This window comes from Enterobacter sp. JS8-1 (assembly GCF_049187015.1).
GTDB classification, from domain to species: domain Bacteria; phylum Pseudomonadota; class Gammaproteobacteria; order Enterobacterales; family Enterobacteriaceae; genus Enterobacter; species Enterobacter mori.
This window is the reverse complement of the sequence record NZ_CP185805.1, coordinates 4,655,837-4,673,453: the sequence shown is the minus strand read 5'-3', so window position 1 is coordinate 4,673,453 and position 17,617 is coordinate 4,655,837. Positions and strand designations below refer to the sequence as shown.

The window sequence follows — 17,617 nt, the reverse complement described above, 5'->3', positions numbered from 1 at the left end:
ATGATGGCTTTTCGCCTGCTTCGCTATGCGCCGATACCCGTGCTGTTGTTCAGCTTCAGCCGCACGGGATTAGCAGAGGATTATTTCGATCCCGCCGCGCTGGAACTCTCATCCTCTGAACAGAAAACGGCGGATTTGCACTATTTCTCCCGGAAGGGGGGACAGATGCCGGGTACCTGGACCGTGACGCTGGAGATCAACGGACGCGAGGAGCGACGCCAGGAGATGACTTTTGTCGCGGAGAAGGACGGCCTGCTGCCTGTTTTTAGCGTGACGTTGCTGGAAGCGCTCGGGGTCAACATCAGCGCGATCCCGGCTTTCTCGCGGCTAAAGGAGGGAGAGACCTTCACCCACCTCGGCGATTTTATTCCTGCGGCCCGGGCCACTTATGATTTCAACCAGCAGCGCCTCTACATCAGCCTGCCGCAGGCAGCGATGAAAAATCGTAGCCGTGGCTACGTTCCGCCTTCACAGTGGGACGATGGCATTGCGGCCGCGTTTGTTGATTACAGTCTGACCGGGGCGTCGGCCCATCGACAAAGTGGCAACAGCGCCTCAAGCTATCTGAGCCTGCGTAACGGCGTGAACCTGGGGCCGTGGCGGCTGCGTAACACCTCAGCATGGAGCCATAGCGACGATGCCGGGGACAGCTTCCAGTCACAAAGCACCTGGCTGATGCGCGATATTCGCAGTCTTAACAGCCAGCTGCGCGTCGGAGATGCGTGGACCGCCGGGGATGTGTTCGACAGCGTCGCATTTCGCGGGGTTCAGCTTGCCTCCAGCGACAGCATGTTGCCCGACAGCCAGCGCGGCTTTGCGCCAACCATTCGCGGCGTCGCCCACAGCTTTGCCAAAGTCTCCATTTCGCAAAACGGCTACGTGATTTATGAAACCTGGGTTGCCGCCGGGCCGTTTGTCATTAACGATCTTTTTCCCGGCGCGCAGAGCGGTGATTTACAGGTCACCGTCACGGAAAGCGATGGTTCGAAGCGCGTGTTTACCCAGCCCTTCTCCGCCGTGCCGTTTATGCGACGCCAGGGCAGCCTCAAATACAGCCTGAACGCAGGTCGCTTTCATTCCGGTTCGGGGGATACCCACGCGCCGGATTTTGTCGAAGGTGCTCTCTTTTACGGTCTGACCTCGCAGATGACGGTATACGGTGGTATTCGCGGGGCGGATAACTATCAGGCCGCCGCGTTGGGTATAGGCCAGGGGTTTGGCGTATTTGGCTCGTTGGGCGTTGACGATACGGTGGCAAGAAGCCGACTGCCTGACGGCAAAGATGTAACGGGGCAGGCGTGGCGGATCCAGTATCAGAAGGATTTCAGTGCCACCGGTACCGCATTTAATCTGGCGAGCTATCGCTATGCTACTGGTAACTATTATGAATTTAGCGAGCTGAACCAGTCCGACAGCCAGCAGCTAAGGCTTAACAACCGCCGCAGCCGCTCGCAGATCACCTTCTCCCAGACGCTCGGCAGTCTTGGCAGCCTTAGCGTTTCTGCCTGGATGCAAGATTACTGGCATACCAGCGGCCAGGACAAAACCATCCACGTAGGCTGGTACTCCAGCTGGCGCGGTATCTCCTGGGGATTGGGCTATTACTACACCGATTCCGCCCTCGAACGTAACCCCGAGCGTACCCTGTCGTTTAACATCACCGTCCCTCTGAACAAATGGCTGCCGGACAGCTCGGTCAGCTATTTTACCAACCACAACAACCGTGGGATGTCGACCCAGCAGATGTCGCTCAACGGTACCGCCCTGGCAAACCGCAACCTCAATTACAGCGTTCAGCAGAGCGTCGCCAGCGGGGGGCAAAACGACAGCACCAGCCTGGCGATGCAGTACAACGGCGGCTACGGCAACGTCAGCCTCGGCTATGACCACAGCCGCAGCGGCAATAACATGACTCTCGGGTTAGCCGGGGGCGTCATCGCCACGCAGTATGGCGTCACGCTCAGCCAGCCTTTGGGAGACACCGTCGCTCTGCTGCGTGTACCCGAGGCGGCAAACGTACAGCCGGAAGGGTATAACGGCATCCATACCGACAGCCGCGGCTATGCGGTCATGCCCTCCCTCTTGGCCTATCGCAGGAATTCCATCAATCTCGATACCGCAACGCTCGGAGAAAATGCCGACGTTGAACAGAGCGGATTAACGCTGATCCCCACCAGCGGCGCGGTGGTGCTGGCAAATTACAAAACGCATATCGGCTATCGTGTGCTGTTTTCCCTGCGATTCCGCGGCGAGCCGCTGCCGTTTGGCGCGCAGGTCGAGGTCATCGAGCATAACCGCAGCGCCGCAAACCGGAGCATGGTCGCTGACAGCGGCCAGGCCTATGTGAGCGGCGTGCCAGAGCGCGGTACGCTTCGCGCGAGCTGGTACGAGGACGGGAAGCCGCGTCAATGTCAGTCATCTTTCAAACTTGGGACGTCCCATATAGCGCCCGGTATCGCCACCCTCGCACTTGAGTGCCATTAGAGGAATATCATGCGTCATCTGTTGAAATGGTTTATCTACCTGGGCCTGCTCTCGCTCTTTGGCATGATGAGCTTTCACGCCCACGCGCAAACTTCAACCTGCCGCACCACGCGCGATCAGTGGGTCGTTCAGGTGCCATACGCCATTGGTTTTGCGCCCGGCACGGCGGACTGGACGCCCATCTCCGCGCCGATACAGTCCACCGGCGAAAATTTTTACAGCTGTGAGGGTGGGAATGACGGCTGGCGCAGCATTGGCTTTATCGAAATGGATAATCCCGTCGGCAGCGTGGTCGGTGAAGATGGCACGTCGCGTCATGTTTATAAAACGCAAATCGACGGCATCGGCTACGCGCTGGGTTTTCGCGAGCAGCAATACTGCGGCGCGGACGCGGTGCGTTACATTGACGGCACCAGTCCGATGAGCGGCAATGAGTCCCGGCGCATTTGCGATGCGTCGCAAGCCCCTGCGTTTGCCAGCGCCTCAACGTATAAGCTCCAGTTCTACGTCGTGTTTTACAAAATACCGACCACAAACGCTATGCCCAACGATAACGCCAACTCGCAGCAGCAAAACGTAGGCTCGGTGGTGCTGCAGGCGGGCGATAGCGAAGCGAGCGCGGCTAACGTGGCAACGCCGGTGCAGATCTATCTCGCCAGCTTTACCGTCAGGCGTACAAGCTGCATGGTCGGCTCTCGCAGCATTCTCGTTCCCATGGGGACGGTAAGCCAGAATGAGTTTCACGGCATCGGATCGCGAGCAGGAGGCGGACGCTTCACCATCCCGGTGACCTGTGAAAATAATACGGCGGTTAAGATAGGCTTCTTCGGCGATACCACCCCCGCCAATACGCAGGCGCTGGCGCTGACGAAGCAGCAGGACAGCGCCAGCGGCGTCGGAATCGAACTGGTTTATGGTGATAATACCGGTTCGGTTCAGGGGCAGGCGGTTCAGTGGAACACCCCGCAGGTACCGGTAATGGGACAGGTGGGTGACAATCACACTGAGACCTTCGGGTTTGAGGCGCGCTACATCCAGACGGAAGAGAAAATATCGGCGGGGAAAGCGGACGCGATGGCGACCTTTAACCTGATTTACAACTAAGCATCCCCTGCCGTGGCGGCAGGGGCAAGCATTTAGAATTCGGTCTTACTAAAACCCGTCATCTCTTTCAGGCCCATTTCGCGGCCAAGCTCGGTCATCGGGTGCACCACCACCAGGCCACGGACGCTTTTTTTCAGCTTGCCCATGTCGGCCTGCTCTTTTTTGGTGATCGCACGGCGGTGTGGCATGTTCATCAGCTTTTGCGCTTCTTTGCTCAGTTTCTGGCCTTTCACTTCGCGCAGACGCTCGATTTCTGTTTCCAGCGTGGCAGCTTCTTTCTCCAGCTCGGCGTACTTCTCAGCGGAATCCACCAGGGAAAGGCCAGCCATCTGGTGACGGATCAGATCCAGACGGTCGCTCAGGCGTTTAATTTCGTTCTTTTCGACTTCTTTCATGACAAATGACTCTAAATCGGGGGAATTTACAGGAAGGATACACCAATGTGCGCAGGCTTACTTCTGAAACGCTTTTTTTAAGCTGATTCGGGAAATCAGCTCAGTCAGGGAAAGTACCATGGTGGAACGGACAACCTGTTGATAACGCAGCTTTTGCATCGCGTACAGCTCAGGATCGCTGTTATCAAAATGGGGCGCGGGGGGCAATGCGGTGACGCAGTGTAATTCGCCGAAAGGCCCAAGAATTTCATCATCAGTAAAGGTGTACTCATTACCGTCATGATTTAACTCTTCGCGTAATGCCATCAGCAATTCAGCGTCTTCATACTCTGGCCTGCTTAGCACGCCAAGGCCGTAAATCAGCTTCAGACGCACTGAAAGATCGCCCAGCGGTCCGTCTCCGTCCAGTAACGGTTCTACAGCATATTTTACCGCGTAGTCGTCTTTGCGAAACACCTGAAGCACCAGGATATTGACCGCCTCAGTTAACAGCTCGACGGCGGCAATCAGGAAACTTCGTACGGTTTTGCCAGCATTCAGACGCTCAAGCACACGGTTTTCAAAGGCCTGGGTTTGTTCCATTATTGCCTGCATATCTGACAATCTGTTATTCGGGCGCAGGCTAACCTGCGCCGGACTCTGTATCATTTGGTTGCGTTATATGCGCTTACCGCCTCCGCCACCACGTCGCTGTTGGCGTCCAGACCGGAAATCTGCGCCAGCGCAGCCTGCGCGCCGTTGTCATCAATCAGCTGAGCCAGCTCAATCGCCTGCGGATCCTGCTCGCTGCGGTAGTGCATTGCAGCCGCGATCCCTTTCACCAGGTTAGCGTGTGGCAGGCCGTATTCCAGCGTGCCCAGCAGCGGCTTAATCAGGCGATCGCCCGCGCTCAGTTTACGCAGCGGCTGACGACCCACGCGCTCAACGTCATCTTTCAGATACGGGTTTTCAAAACGACCGAGGATTTTCTGGATGTATGCTGCGTGTTTATCAGCATCAAAACCGTAGCGTTTGATCAGCACCGCGCCGCTCTCTTCCATTGCCCCTTTCACCACCGCGCGGATCTTCTCATCGAGGATCGCGTCACGAATGGTCTGATGACCGGCCAATTTTCCGAGGTACGCGGTTATAGCATGACCCGTGTTCAGCGTGAAGAGTTTACGTTCGACAAATGCCATCAGGTTATCAGTTAATTCCATCCCCGGGATGGTAGGCAGGGTGCCTTTAAACTGGGTTTTATCGACGATCCACTCGCTGAAGGTTTCAACGGTCACTTCCAACGGGTCGTTGGTTGCAGATTCTGATGGCGGTACGATACGGTCAACGGCGGAGTCGACAAAGCCGACGTGCATTTCAACCCATGCTTTGTCTTCGTCAGCGACAGCCGCCAGAACGTGGCCTTTCAGCTGCGTGGTGCCGCGCACCATGTTTTCGCAGGCGATGATGTTCAGCGGAGCGTCGTTGCCCTGTGCTTTACGCTTCGCCAGACCTTTTGCCACCGCAGGCGCGATACGCTCAAGCACCACCGGACCTACCGCCGTGGTGACCAGATCAACGCTGGCAATCAGGTCGATAACGTCGTCGCCAATGCTGCTTACCGCATTCACGCCCGACACGGTTTCAACCTGCTCGTTTTCACCCACTACGTGGACCTGATAGCTATGACGGGCATTCAGGGCATCCAGGACCACCTGATTCACATCGGCAAACGTCAGCGTAATGCCCGCGTCTGCCAGCAGTTTGCCGATAAAACCACGGCCAATGTTACCTGCGCCAAAATGTAATGCTTTCATAGTATTAACCTTCATTAATGTTTTTACCCGAGAGGGCTGGGGTGAGGCTTTTCCCTCACCCTAACCCTCTCCCAAAGGGAGAGGGAATAGTTGGAACTTACTTGTTCAGCAGTGCCAGAACTTCTTCAACGCTTTCAGTCTGTGCCAGGCGCTCGATAACAGACTCATCGTCCAGCGCGTTGGTCAGGCTGGTAATCACCTGAATGTGCTCGTTGTTGCGTGCGGCAATACCAATCACCAGACGGGCGATGTCATCTTCTTCTTCGCCGAAGCGCACGCCGTCAGGGTACTGACAGAACACCACGCCCGTTTTCAGCACGCGGTCTTTTGCTTCAACCGTACCGTGCGGAACCGCGATGGATTCACCCAGGTAGGTTGGGGTCAGTTTTTCACGTTCCAGCATTGCGTCAACGTATTCTGGCTGAACGTAGCCCCCTTTCACCAGCTGCTCACCGGCAAAGCGAATCGCTTCTTCCTTGTTGGTCGCGGTACGACCGAGGAAGATGTTTTCCGCACCCAGTTTGAACAGGTGAGCATTGCTCTCGTCGAAGCTGTCCTGCAGGCTGCTACGCACTTTGACTTCGTTATCTTCGTGACGCTGGGCCGCAACCAGACGCTCTGTCAGGCTGGTGTACAGGCCGCTGTCGAGGAAGTTAGTCAGCGAAATGTGCTGCGCCTGAGGCACCTGACGCATGGCGCGTTCGGTCAGATCGCGGTGCGTGATAACCAGGTCAACGTCCGGCGGCAGGCTGTTAATCGCGCTGTTAGTGACAGAGATATTGGTCAGACCCGCATCCTGTACTTTCTTACGCAGCACGCCTGCACCCATTGCGCTGGAGCCCATACCGGCGTCACAGGCAACGATGATTTTACGCACGTGGCTCAGGTCGTTAGAGACATCGCCAGCGGCCAGCGGGGTAGCGCCTTTGGATTCCGCTTTCATGTCGTGCATACGACGGGTTGCCGCTTCGATATCGTCGTCTTCTTTCACTTTGCTGGTTTTCAGCAGGATAGACGCCACCACGAAGGAGACCGCCATCGCCGCACAGATCGCCGCGATGTTAGCGAAGTAAGCCCCTTTTGGCGTCATCGCCAGTACCGCCAGGATAGAGCCCGGAGACGCTGGAGAAACCAGACCACCGCCCAGCACGCTCAGCGTGAACACACCCGTCATACCGCCGAGGATAACGGCCAGGATCAGACGTGGGTTCATCAGCACGTACGGGAAGTAAATTTCGTGGATACCGCCCAGGAAGTGAATGATAGCCGCGCCGCCCGCAGACTGCTTAGCGCTGCCGCGACCAAAGAACATGTACGCCAGCAGAACGCCCATACCCGGACCCGGGTTCGCTTCAATCAGGAAGAAGATGGACTTACCGAGGTCATGGGACTGCTGAATACCCAGCGGTGAGAAGATACCGTGGTTGATGGCGTTGTTGAGGAACAGGATTTTCGCCGGTTCAACAAAGATAGACGCCAGCGGCAGCATGTCGTGCGCAACCATGAAGTTAACGCCTGCTGCCAGAATTTTGGACAGCACTTCAACCGCAGGGCCAATGCCCATGAACGCCAGAATCGCGAGGATCATCCCGATGATGCCCGCAGAGAAGTTGTTCACCAGCATTTCGAAGCCGGATTTGATCTTGCCATCAACCCAGACGTCGAATTTCTTAATCGCCCAGCCGCCCAGAGGACCGGCAATCATCGCGCCGAGGAACATCGGCATATCCGCACCGACGATAACACCCATGGTGGTGATGGCACCCACGACGCCACCACGGTCACCGCCGACCAGACGACCACCGGTGAAACCGATGAGCAGCGGCAGCAGATAGGTAATCATTGGACCAACAAGCTTCGCCAGCGTTTCGTTAGGCAACCACCCTGTCGGAATGAATAATGCAGTGATGATACCCCACGCGATAAACGCGCCGATATTTGGCATCACCATATTGCTGAGGAAACGACCAAAGCTTTGAACTTTGATCTTGAAATCGGATGACATAAAACACCCCTTCTTCTGTTTACGCTTAGGCTTGCGGCCCGAGGTTTATTGTTAATGTGCGGCGGCAGAGGTAGCCGGGCCCTGTTCTGATGCTGTGAAATCTGGCACTGAATCGTTCAACTGTCCAGACAGCGAAAATTTGTGTGATCTCAGTCACGTAAATGTAGGGGGTGGGGCGAATAATGAAGTGATCTCCATCACAAAATCAGTGTGTAAAATAAATACAGCGCGTAGAAAAGAAGCAAAATCACCCTTGTTTTGTGATTAATATCACATTTGGACGCCGCCTGTTTGTTTCTGAGATGTGACTGGATTCACAAAATATTTTTATGCAGATTTGTCTGCATGTGATCCCTGGCAAACTTTGCTTTGCCATTCGACGCCAGGATGAAAGCAAGCAACACGGAAAGCTAAAAAACCACTTTGAAGATGTGGTATGGCGAAAAAGGAAAAGGTAGATTACGCTCATAATGTAAGGTTAAGTATATTATTATTCAGGATATATTTTGACACGCTTATAAACTTGCATGGAGATATTATAAAAACCGATACTCCCCGCCTTTGAAATAACAAGCATTGCTCTTTTGTTTAAAAATAAACTAATTAGGCCGCGTACTGTTTTATTAATTTAATGAGTTGACGTTGTTTAAGTGAGGAGAATATGTTTCTCAACTATTTTGCGCTGGGTGTATTGATTTTTGTGTTCCTGGTTCTGTTTTACGGAATCATCGCTATTCATGACATCCCTTATAATATGGCGAAAAAACGTAACCATCCCCATGCCGATGCTATCCATACGGCGGGGTGGATAAGCCTGTTTACGCTCCATGCCATTTGGCCGTTTCTGTGGATATGGGCCACGTTGTATCGGGAAGATCGCGGCTGGGGTATGCAGAACCATATCTCAAAACCGGATGAGGTGCCGGGTATGGATGCTCTGACCCAACGCGTAGCCGAACTCGAGCAAAAACTGGCCGCAGTGCAACCCGCTTCCGATAAAAATACGCTGGAGCGCTGATCATGGATTTGTTGATTATTCTGACCTATGTGGCCTTTGCATGGGCCATCTTTAAAATATTTCGTATTCCGGTCAACCAATGGACGCTCGCCACCGCAACCCTGGGTGGGGTATTTATTGTCGCGGGCCTTATCTTATTAATGAATTATAACCACCCGTATACCTTTACGGCGCAAAAGGCGGTTATTTCCATTCCGATCACGCCGCAGGTGACGGGAATAGTCACGGAAGTGACCGATAAAAATAACCAGCTTATTAAAAAAGGCGAAGTGTTATTTAAACTGGATCCGGGCCGCTATCAGGCACGCGTCGACCGGCTGAAGGCAGACCTGGTGACTGCCACGCACAATATCGACAATCTGAAAGCACAGCTCTCGGAAGCGGTCGCGAATACGACACGCGTGTCCGCTGAACGCGATCGTCTGTTTAAAGATTATCAGCGCTACCTGAAAGGCAGCCAGGCGAAGGTGAATCCGTTCTCTGAAAGCGATATCGACAACGCGCGTCAGAACTACCTGGCACAGGATGCGATGGTGAAAGGCTCCGTTGCCGAACAAACGCAGATTCAAAGCCAGTTAGACAGCATGGTAAATGGCGAACAGTCGCAGATTGCTTCTCTTCGCGCGCAGCTGGCGGAAGCCACCTATAACCTCGATCAGACCGTGGTGCGTGCGCCAAGCAATGGGTATATCACCCAGGTGCTGATCCGTCCGGGTACGTACGCCGCCGCGCTGCCGCTGCGTCCGGTAATGGTGTTCATTCCTGAACAGAAACGTCAAATCGTGGCGCAGTTCCGCCAGAACTCGTTACTGCGTTTGAAACCGGGCGACGAAGCGGAAGTGGTGTTTAACGCACTGCCGGGCCAGGTGTTCACCGGTAAACTTACCAGCGTCCTGCCGGTGGTGCCGGGAGGGACTTACCAGGCGCAGGGCGCGCTGCAGGCGCTGACGGTCGTACCGGGCACCGATGGCGTGCAGGCGCTTATCGAACTGGAGCCAAACGCGGACGTTGATGCGCTGCCTGATGGTATCTACGCCCAGGTGGCGGTCTATTCCGACCACTTCGCCCATGTCTCGGTAATGCGTAAGGTCCTGTTACGTATGACCAGCTGGATGCACTACCTCTACCTCGATCACTAATCTCTCCCGAGGCAGGAATGCGATAAGCATACCTGCCTTTTTTCGCTGCTTGATCCATACTGACCTCTTTGTGAGCATTCAGGAGCAGGCAATGAAACTCATCGGCAGCTATACCAGTCCCTTCGTGCGTAAAATCTCGATTCTCCTTCTGGAGAAAGGGATTGAATTTGAATTCGTCAATGAACAGCCCTACAGCGCCGAAAATGGCGTTGCGCAGTACAATCCGTTGGGCAAAGTCCCTGCACTGGTGACCGATGAGGGTGAATGCTGGTTTGATTCGCCGATAATTGCGGAATACGTCGAACAACTCGGCGTTGCGCCAGCCATGCTGCCGGCCGATCCAAAAGCGGCGCTGGCCATGAAGCAAATCGAAGCGCTGGCAGATGGCATCATGGATGCGGCGTTAACCTCCGTGCGGGAGCTGGCACGGCCTGTCGCCCAGCAGTCGGAAACGGAGCTGCTGCGCCAGCGTGAAAAAATCAACCGCAGCCTGGACATGTGCGAGCAGCTCATTCGGGAAGGAAAAATTCAGGTCGATAGCGTGGATTTGGCAACCATTGCCATCGTTTGTGCCATTGGTTATCTCAACTTCCGCCACGTTTCCCCGGGATGGTGCGTCAACCGTCCGTTGCTGGTTAAGCTCGCGGAAACGCTTTGTCAGCGCGAGAGCTTTGCCCGTACCGAACCGCCAAAGGCTTGACGCGGGATATAACACTTCCCGCCAGGAGGCGGTACAATCCCGCCACATGTTAACTCCCTCTCCCGTCGGGAGGGGGGAAGATATTTACTCGCCGGGCGCATTATGACTACTCATCATTCCCTCTACAGCCAAATTCCTGCCACCGATCGTCTGCTTCGCGAACCGCGTATTCAAACCGTTCTGGAACAGTTCGGTCATACCGCGACGGTCGACATGCTACGCCAGCTTCAGGACGAAGCCCGGCGCCATATTCAGGCTGAAAATGCGCTGCCCGCCTGGTGTGAGCAGTGGGGGGAAGAAGCGCAGAGAAGGCTGGGAGAGAAAACGCAAAGCGCGTTACGGCCGGTCATCAACCTGACGGGGACCGTGCTGCATACCAACCTGGGGCGCGCGCAACAGGCTGAAGAGGCGGTCGCGGCGGTGGTGCAGGCTATGCGCTCGCCGGTGACGCTGGAGTACGATCTGGACGGCGCGGGGCGCGGTCACCGCGATCGGGCGCTGGCGGAACTGCTATGCCAACTGACCGGGGCGGAAGATGCCTGCATTGTAAATAACAACGCGGCAGCGGTACTGCTGATGCTGGCGGCGACCGCCAGCGGCAAAGAGGTGGTGGTTTCCCGCGGCGAGCTGGTGGAGATTGGCGGAGCGTTTCGCATTCCGGACGTGATGCGCCAGGCGGGCTGTACGCTGCATGAGGTCGGCACGACCAACCGCACGCATGCGAAAGACTACCGCGCGGCGGTGAATGAAAATACCGCGCTGCTGATGAAGGTCCACACCAGCAATTACCATATAGAAGGCTTTACCAAAACCGTTGATGAAGCGGAACTGGCGGCGATGGGTCACGAGCTGAGTGTCCCGGTGATTGCCGATCTCGGCAGCGGTTCGCTGGTGGATTTAAGCCAGTTCGGTCTGCCAAAAGAGCCCATGCCGCAGCAGATGATTGCCGCTGGCGTGAGCCTGGTAAGCTTCTCCGGCGACAAACTGCTGGGCGGGCCGCAGGCGGGGATTATCGTCGGCAAGCGCGAGCTGATAGCCCAGCTGCAGCAACATCCACTGAAGCGCGCGTTACGCGCCGATAAAATGACGCTCGCCGCGCTGGAAGCGACCCTCCGGCTCTACCTGCACCCGGAGAAGCTGGCCGAGCGCCTGCCAACTCTGCGCCTGCTGGGCCGTGACGCCGCCTCGATTCGCGCGCAGGCTGAATTACTGTTGCCGCAGGTTGCGCCGCATTACCCTGATTTTGACGTGCGTATTGAGCCCTGTCAGTCGCAGATTGGCAGCGGATCGCTACCGGTAGACCGGCTGCCTAGCGAAGCGCTGACCTTCACGCCGCGTGATGGACGCGGTAGCCACCTTGAGGCGCTGTCGGCGCGCTGGCGTGCGCTGCCAACGCCCGTGATTGGCCGTATTTACGATGGCCGAATGTGGCTGGATTTACGCTGTCTTGAAGATGAAGCGCGATTTCTGGAGATGCTGTTGAAATGATTATTGCCACCGCCGGTCACGTCGACCACGGAAAAACTACGCTGTTGCAGGCCATTACCGGCATTAACGCCGATCGCCTGCCGGAAGAGAAAAAGCGCGGCATGACCATCGATCTGGGTTATGCCTACTGGCCTCAGCCCGATGGCCGCGTGCTGGGATTCATTGATGTACCGGGACATGAAAAATTTCTCTCCAACATGCTCGCAGGGGTGGGGGGGATTGACCATGCCCTGCTGGTGGTCGCCTGCGATGATGGCGTGATGGCGCAAACGCGTGAACATCTTGCGATCCTGCAGCTGACGGGCAACCCGCAGTTAACCGTCGCACTCACGAAAGCCGATCGCGTAGATGAGGCGCGCCTGAATGAAGTGCGCGATGAAGTACAGGCGACCCTGCGTGAATATGGTTTTGCTGATGCACCGCTGTTTGTCACCGTGGCGACAGAAGGGCGCGGTATTGACGAACTTCGCGATCGTTTACAGCAGCTTACGTCACGTGAGCACCCCAGCCATCACCGCTTCCGTCTGGCTATCGACCGGGCCTTTACCGTAAAAGGTGCGGGACTGGTGGTGACCGGCACCGCGCTGAGCGGTGAAGTAAACGTAGGTGATACGCTCTGGCTGACGGGAGTGAATAAACCAATGCGCGTGCGTGGGTTGCATGCGCAAAATCAACCCACTGAGCATGCCCATGCCGGGCAGCGTATTGCGCTGAACATCGCCGGGGATGCGGAAAAAGATGCCATCAACCGTGGTGACTGGCTGCTGGCTGACGCCCCGCCTGAGCCCTCCGGACGGGTGATTGTTTCTCTCCAGACCCATGCGCCGCTGACCCAATGGCAGCCGCTGCATATACACCATGCAGCCAGCCATATCACCGGGCGCGTATCATTGCTGGAAAACGATCTCGCCGAGCTGGTGTTCGATGCGCCGCTCTGGCTTGCGGATAACGACCGCCTGGTGCTGCGCGATATCTCGGCGCGGGAGACGTTGGCCGGGGCGCGTGTGGTGACGCTCAATCCGCCACGTCGTGGCAAGCGTAAGCCGGAGTACCTGCAGTGGCTGGCGGCACTGGCGCAGGCCAGCGATGATAAGGCCGCACTGCGGATCCATCTGGAGCGTGGTGCGGTGAATCTCGCTGATTTTGCCTGGGCGCGCCAGCTGAGCGCTGAAGGGTTGCGCCAGTTAACCCGGGAGCCTGGCTTTATTCAGGCCGGTAACAACATGCTGAACGCGCCGGTTGCCGCACACTGGCAGCGCAAGATACTGAGTACGCTCGCTATCTACCATGAACAGCATCAGGATGAACCCGGTCCGGGACGTGAACGCCTGCGACGCATGGCATTGCCGATGGAAGACGATGCGCTGGTGCTGCTGCTGATTGAAAACATGCGGGAAAGCGGGGTGATTAAAAGCTATCACGGCTGGTTGCATTTGCCGGATCACAAGGCGGGTTTTACCGCCGAGCAAGAGGCGGTCTGGCAAAAAACGGCACCGCTGTTTGGCGATGAACCCTGGTGGGTCCGCGATCTCGCGCGTGAAACCCATACCGACGAGCAGGTGATGCGGCAGGTATTGCGTCATGCCGCACAGCAGGGGCTGATTGTGGCGATCGTTAAAGATCGCTATTACCGTAACGATCGGATCGTGGCATTCGCGAATCTGATCCGCGAGTTGGATCAGGCTCGCGGATCAACCTGTGCGGCAGATTTCCGTGACCAGCTGAACGTGGGTCGCAAGCTGGCGATTCAGATCCTGGAATATTTCAACCGTATTGGGTTTACGCGTCGTCGGGGTAATGACCATCTGCTTCGCGACGCGCAGCTGTTCCCTTAAGCGTTACGCATGAAGAGCGAGTTTCTGCTTCGCCAGCCATACCGCGCCCAGTCGTCCTGCCTGGTTACCCAGTTCACAGGGCAGAATGGGCACCTTAAGCGCCTCCCACTCCTCGAATCGCTGTAGGTATTTATCGAGCAGGAGATAAATTTTTTCCTGCTCGCTTATCCCGCCGCCAATCAGCACTGCCTGGGGATCGAACATCGAGATCACGCTGTAAACCCCGCGCGACAGAAAATGCGCCCAGGCTTCAATGGCTTCGCGCAGATGCACGTCACTTTCCATACGTTTAAACAGCTCTTCCCCGTCGGGCATTTCGTCTTCCGACAGCGCCAGCGCACGGCTGCAGGCTTTCATCAGGCCACTGGCAGAGGCCATCTCATGCATCGGTTCGCCCTTGTCCCCTACGGGCAGCACGCCAAATTCACCTGCACGGTAATGCGACCCGCGATAGAGATCGCCTTCCATCACAATCCCGCCGCCAATGCCCGTGCCAATGGTGATGCAGACGAAATGTTCGTAGTCCTTACCTGCGCCCTGCCAGCGTTCGCCCAGTGCCGCACAGTTAGCGTCATTTTCCACGGTAACGGGAAGATCGGTCAGCCCGGCAAACAGCTCGCACAGGTTTTCACCATCAAGATACTCAAGTGCCCCCGCTTTTGCCGCTTCGCCGGTATGGTGGTTAATATGGCCGGGAAAACTGACGCCAATGCCGACAATGTCATTTTCCTTCCGGTACTCTTCGACAACGCTTTTCCATTTCTCTTTGAATGTGTTTGTATCCTCAGGGGTATCGTACTCATCGGACGTGAGTTCCTTACCGTTTTCATCAATCACGCCGTGTTTGATGTGGGTTCCGCCCACGTCAAAGCCGATAAATAGCTGCATCGCATCGTTCCTCATGAGCCCTTGAGCTGTTAAGTATGGCTCAGCGGCAGAAACGAAACGTAAAGTACGGTAATCCGTGATACGCCTCGTAAACCCGTCACCGGTTGGCGAGAAAATCGCCAGCGGGAGCTACCCTTGTTGTACACCAACAGCAAGGAGACGGTCATGACAAACAATCCTCCCTCATCACGTATCCAGCCTGGCGAGTATGGTTTTCCCCTCAAGCTGAAGCCCCGTTATGACAACTTTATTGGCGGCGACTGGGTGGCACCCGTCGACGGTGAATACTATTCCAACCTCACGCCCGTCACTGGCCAGCCGCTGTGCGAGATAGCCAGCTCCGGCAAGCGCGATATCGACCTGGCGCTGGATGCTGCGCACAGAGCTAAAGATAAATGGGGGCAGACTTCCGTTCAGGACAGAGCCGCGATGTTGTTCAAAATCGCCGACCGGATGGAGCAGAATCTGGAGCTGTTAGCCACGGCTGAAACCTGGGACAACGGCAAACCGATCCGTGAAACCATGGCGGCAGATGTGCCGCTGGCGATTGACCATTTCCGTTATTTTGCCTCCTGTATTCGTGCCCAGGAGGGGGGAATAAGTGAAGTTGATAAAGACACTGTGGCGTACCATTTCCACGAGCCGCTGGGTGTGGTGGGGCAAATCATCCCGTGGAACTTCCCGCTGCTGATGGCGAGCTGGAAAATGGCGCCCGCGCTGGCGGCCGGGAACTGCATTGTGCTCAAACCGGCGCGTTTAACCCCGTTGTCGGTGCTGCTGTTGATGGAGGTGATTGGAGACCTGCTGCCGCCAGGCGTCATTAACGTCGTCAACGGCGCCGGGGGCGAGATTGGGGAATATCTCGCCACCTCAAAACGTATCGCTAAGGTGGCGTTTACCGGGTCGACGGAAGTGGGCCAGCAAATCATGCAGTATGCTACCCAGAACATCATCCCGGTGACGCTGGAGTTGGGCGGAAAATCACCGAACATCTTCTTCGCTGACGTTATGGATGAAGAGGATGCGTTCTTTGATAAAGCGCTGGAAGGGTTTGCGCTGTTTGCCTTCAACCAGGGGGAAGTGTGCACCTGTCCAAGCCGCGCGCTGGTGCAGGAGTCCATTTATGAGCGCTTTATGGAGCGGGCAATCCGTCGCGTGGAGTCGATTCGTAGCGGTAACCCGCTCGATAACGTCACGCAGATGGGCGCGCAGGTGTCGCACGGGCAGCTGGAAACCATTCTTAATTACATAGAGATAGGTAAGAAAGAGGGCGCAGAGGTCCTGACCGGTGGCCGCCGTAAGGTGCTGGGGGGGGATCTGCAGGAGGGTTACTACCTTGAACCGACAATCCTGTCCGGTCAAAACAACATGCGCGTCTTCCAGGAGGAAATTTTCGGACCTGTGCTGGCCGTAACGACCTTCAAAACCATGGAGGAGGCGCTGGAGATTGCTAACGATACGCCGTATGGCCTGGGGGCGGGCGTCTGGAGCCGCAACGGAAATCTGGCTTACAAAATGGGGCGCGGTATTCAGGCCGGACGCGTTTGGACCAACTGCTATCACGCCTATCCGGCGCATGCGGCATTTGGTGGTTACAAGCAGTCGGGTATTGGGCGTGAAACCCACAAAATGATGCTGGAACATTATCAGCAGACAAAATGTCTGCTGGTCAGCTATTCCGATAAACCGCTGGGTCTGTTTTAGGTGCCTAAATCAGGCCGTCCCTGGACGGCCTGATTGATTTGCTGGCGCAGGCAGTTCAGTACACCGTCCAGAACATATTGCACGCGCCAGGGTTGATATTCGCGCTTGCGGAATATTGCTGTCAGATCGAGCCACCACTCTTCCTGATGTGGGAAACAGGGGACCAGCATGCCATGCGTCAGTTCTTTTTTTAGACTTTCTTTTGGCGCGAAGACAATACCAAGATTATTTCGAGCCAGTTCAAGCGCCGTCTGCGTATTATCACAAATATAATTCCCGGTCACTTTATAGTCTTGCGCCTCTTCACTGCCGTGTACGCGGAAGCGCCAGATGTTGGCATCATCTACTAGCATCGAGTCTATTAATATACACGAATGATTTATTAAGTCTTCCGGCCCTTTAATGGGGTGTTGAGTTAAATACTCTTTACTGGCAAATGCGGTGACGGAATATTTTGTCAGCACGCTGGCGACCAGGTTTTCATCTTTTGGTTGGGTGTAAGTAATGAGAATGTCACAATCGTCTGGAAACGTCACACCGTCGGAAAACTCGTTCCGATCGAGGTTATAGGTTTTTAACGACAGGCGAATATCACCAATCTCTTCTATCTTATGGATCACATGACGCGCCAGATAGGTCACGATACCTGTCGGGGCGTAAATCGTCACTTTGCCGCGTTTTTCATGTTTATAATCGGCAATAAAATTAATAAGTTGGCTATTTTTATCCAGTGTGGCATTCACATAAGGCAGCAACGCCTCACCGAATTGCGTCAGCGCCAGTTGGCGTGTCGTACGTTCAAACACCTTGAGTCCAACGCGGGTTTCAAAATCGGATAAATATTTGCTGACATTGGCCTGCGCCATCCCCAGCAGGGCAGCGGCATCGCCAATACTGTGGGTGGCGGCGATGACGGAAATAATTTTTAATTCACGTGGTTTCAACTGCAAGCTATTCATCATGCACGCCCATTTATATGATTTTATATATAGTATTATATAAACGGCAGCGTTGCTTTGGCAAATTTGTAACCATTATTATGCGCCTCGCTTGTTCGGCGTTTA

14 protein-coding genes are annotated in these 17,617 nt (G+C 55.5%); 8 read left to right on the top strand and 6 right to left on the bottom strand.

Annotated features, from left to right (window positions below; all coding sequences use genetic code 11):
• Together ACOQH0_RS22285 and ACOQH0_RS22280 are read left to right on the top strand one after the other, a co-directional pair.
• Complete coding sequence (locus ACOQH0_RS22285) at positions 1–2,484, top strand: fimbria/pilus outer membrane usher protein (protein WP_421511224.1); 2,484 nt, start codon at positions 1–3, stop codon at positions 2,482–2,484.
• A 9-nt stretch (positions 2,485–2,493) separates the two neighbouring features.
• Positions 2,494–3,588 carry a fimbrial protein gene (locus tag ACOQH0_RS22280; protein ID WP_421511223.1) on the top strand — a complete coding sequence of 365 codons (1,095 nt, stop codon included), beginning with the start codon at positions 2,494–2,496 and terminating at the stop codon, positions 3,586–3,588.
• A 32-nt stretch (positions 3,589–3,620) separates the two neighbouring features.
• On the opposite strand, the gene ACOQH0_RS22275 is transcribed toward ACOQH0_RS22280, so the two are convergent.
• From ACOQH0_RS22275 to ACOQH0_RS22260, 4 genes are all read right to left on the bottom strand, one after another.
• A complete protein-coding gene (locus ACOQH0_RS22275) occupies positions 3,621–3,983 on the bottom strand; it encodes a YibL family ribosome-associated protein (RefSeq protein ID WP_420985874.1) in 363 nt (120 codons plus the stop codon).
• A gap of 57 nt (positions 3,984–4,040) precedes the next feature.
• Positions 4,041–4,631 carry a mannitol operon repressor MtlR gene (gene mtlR / locus ACOQH0_RS22270; RefSeq protein WP_010436680.1) on the bottom strand — a complete coding sequence of 197 codons (591 nt, stop codon included), beginning with the start codon at positions 4,629–4,631 and terminating at the stop codon, positions 4,041–4,043.
• Complete coding sequence (gene mtlD, locus ACOQH0_RS22265; protein WP_421511222.1) at positions 4,628–5,776, bottom strand: mannitol-1-phosphate 5-dehydrogenase; 1,149 nt, start codon at positions 5,774–5,776, stop codon at positions 4,628–4,630. The genes mtlR and mtlD overlap by 4 nt, the downstream gene beginning before the upstream one ends.
• Before the next feature lie 97 nt (positions 5,777–5,873).
• A complete protein-coding gene (locus ACOQH0_RS22260; RefSeq protein ID WP_010436684.1) occupies positions 5,874–7,781 on the bottom strand; it encodes a PTS mannitol transporter subunit IICBA in 1,908 nt (635 codons plus the stop codon).
• Positions 7,782–8,442: 661 nt separating this feature from the next.
• On the opposite strand from ACOQH0_RS22260, the gene ACOQH0_RS22255 reads away from it, so the two are divergent.
• From ACOQH0_RS22255 to selB, 5 genes are all read left to right on the top strand, one after another.
• A complete protein-coding gene (locus ACOQH0_RS22255; RefSeq protein WP_421511221.1) occupies positions 8,443–8,799 on the top strand; it encodes a DUF3302 domain-containing protein in 357 nt (118 codons plus the stop codon).
• 2 nt (positions 8,800–8,801) lie between these two features.
• Entirely contained in the window at positions 8,802–9,938 is a 1,137-nt protein-coding gene (locus ACOQH0_RS22250; protein WP_089599703.1) for an HlyD family secretion protein, read from the top strand.
• A gap of 91 nt (positions 9,939–10,029) precedes the next feature.
• The gene (locus tag ACOQH0_RS22245) at positions 10,030–10,638 is read left to right on the top strand and encodes a glutathione S-transferase (RefSeq protein WP_042718571.1); all 609 of its coding nucleotides are present in this window, start codon (positions 10,030–10,032) and stop codon (positions 10,636–10,638) included.
• A 102-nt stretch (positions 10,639–10,740) separates the two neighbouring features.
• A complete protein-coding gene (gene selA, locus ACOQH0_RS22240; protein WP_421511220.1) occupies positions 10,741–12,126 on the top strand; it encodes an L-seryl-tRNA(Sec) selenium transferase in 1,386 nt (461 codons plus the stop codon).
• Complete coding sequence (selB, locus tag ACOQH0_RS22235) at positions 12,123–13,961, top strand: selenocysteine-specific translation elongation factor (RefSeq protein WP_421511219.1); 1,839 nt, start codon at positions 12,123–12,125, stop codon at positions 13,959–13,961. Before selA ends, selB begins: the two co-directional genes overlap by 4 nt.
• A gap of 3 nt (positions 13,962–13,964) precedes the next feature.
• On the opposite strand, the gene ACOQH0_RS22230 is transcribed toward selB, so the two are convergent.
• Complete coding sequence (locus tag ACOQH0_RS22230) at positions 13,965–14,849, bottom strand: ROK family protein (protein ID WP_421511218.1); 885 nt, start codon at positions 14,847–14,849, stop codon at positions 13,965–13,967.
• 165 nt (positions 14,850–15,014) lie between these two features.
• Between ACOQH0_RS22230 and ACOQH0_RS22225 the strand changes: the two genes are divergently transcribed.
• Complete coding sequence (locus ACOQH0_RS22225) at positions 15,015–16,553, top strand: aldehyde dehydrogenase family protein (RefSeq protein WP_421511217.1); 1,539 nt, start codon at positions 15,015–15,017, stop codon at positions 16,551–16,553.
• Here the strand turns inward: ACOQH0_RS22225 and ACOQH0_RS22220 are convergent.
• Positions 16,550–17,515: a LysR family transcriptional regulator gene (locus tag ACOQH0_RS22220; protein WP_421511216.1), complete on the bottom strand. Its 966-nt coding sequence runs from the start codon at positions 17,513–17,515 to the stop codon at positions 16,550–16,552. The genes ACOQH0_RS22225 and ACOQH0_RS22220 overlap by 4 nt on opposite strands.
• Between the last annotated feature and the right edge of the window lie 102 nt (positions 17,516–17,617).

What these genes read in the sequence shown, in the direction of transcription:
- ACOQH0_RS22285 (WP_421511224.1), top strand. Translation starts at nt 1, where the DNA reads ATGATGGCTTTTCGCCTGCTTCGCTATGCGCCGATACCCGTGCTGTTG.
- ACOQH0_RS22280 (WP_421511223.1), top strand. Translation starts at nt 2,494, where the DNA reads ATGCGTCATCTGTTGAAATGGTTTATCTACCTGGGCCTGCTCTCGCTC.
- ACOQH0_RS22275 (WP_420985874.1), bottom strand. Translation starts at nt 3,983, where the DNA reads ATGAAAGAAGTCGAAAAGAACGAAATTAAACGCCTGAGCGACCGTCTG.
- mtlR (WP_010436680.1), bottom strand. Translation starts at nt 4,631, where the DNA reads ATGATACAGAGTCCGGCGCAGGTTAGCCTGCGCCCGAATAACAGATTG.
- mtlD (WP_421511222.1), bottom strand. Translation starts at nt 5,776, where the DNA reads ATGAAAGCATTACATTTTGGCGCAGGTAACATTGGCCGTGGTTTTATC.
- ACOQH0_RS22260 (WP_010436684.1), bottom strand. Translation starts at nt 7,781, where the DNA reads ATGTCATCCGATTTCAAGATCAAAGTTCAAAGCTTTGGTCGTTTCCTC.
- ACOQH0_RS22255 (WP_421511221.1), top strand. Translation starts at nt 8,443, where the DNA reads ATGTTTCTCAACTATTTTGCGCTGGGTGTATTGATTTTTGTGTTCCTG.
- ACOQH0_RS22250 (WP_089599703.1), top strand. Translation starts at nt 8,802, where the DNA reads ATGGATTTGTTGATTATTCTGACCTATGTGGCCTTTGCATGGGCCATC.
- ACOQH0_RS22245 (WP_042718571.1), top strand. Translation starts at nt 10,030, where the DNA reads ATGAAACTCATCGGCAGCTATACCAGTCCCTTCGTGCGTAAAATCTCG.
- selA (WP_421511220.1), top strand. Translation starts at nt 10,741, where the DNA reads ATGACTACTCATCATTCCCTCTACAGCCAAATTCCTGCCACCGATCGT.
- selB (WP_421511219.1), top strand. Translation starts at nt 12,123, where the DNA reads ATGATTATTGCCACCGCCGGTCACGTCGACCACGGAAAAACTACGCTG.
- ACOQH0_RS22230 (WP_421511218.1), bottom strand. Translation starts at nt 14,849, where the DNA reads ATGCAGCTATTTATCGGCTTTGACGTGGGCGGAACCCACATCAAACAC.
- ACOQH0_RS22225 (WP_421511217.1), top strand. Translation starts at nt 15,015, where the DNA reads ATGACAAACAATCCTCCCTCATCACGTATCCAGCCTGGCGAGTATGGT.
- ACOQH0_RS22220 (WP_421511216.1), bottom strand. Translation starts at nt 17,515, where the DNA reads ATGATGAATAGCTTGCAGTTGAAACCACGTGAATTAAAAATTATTTCC.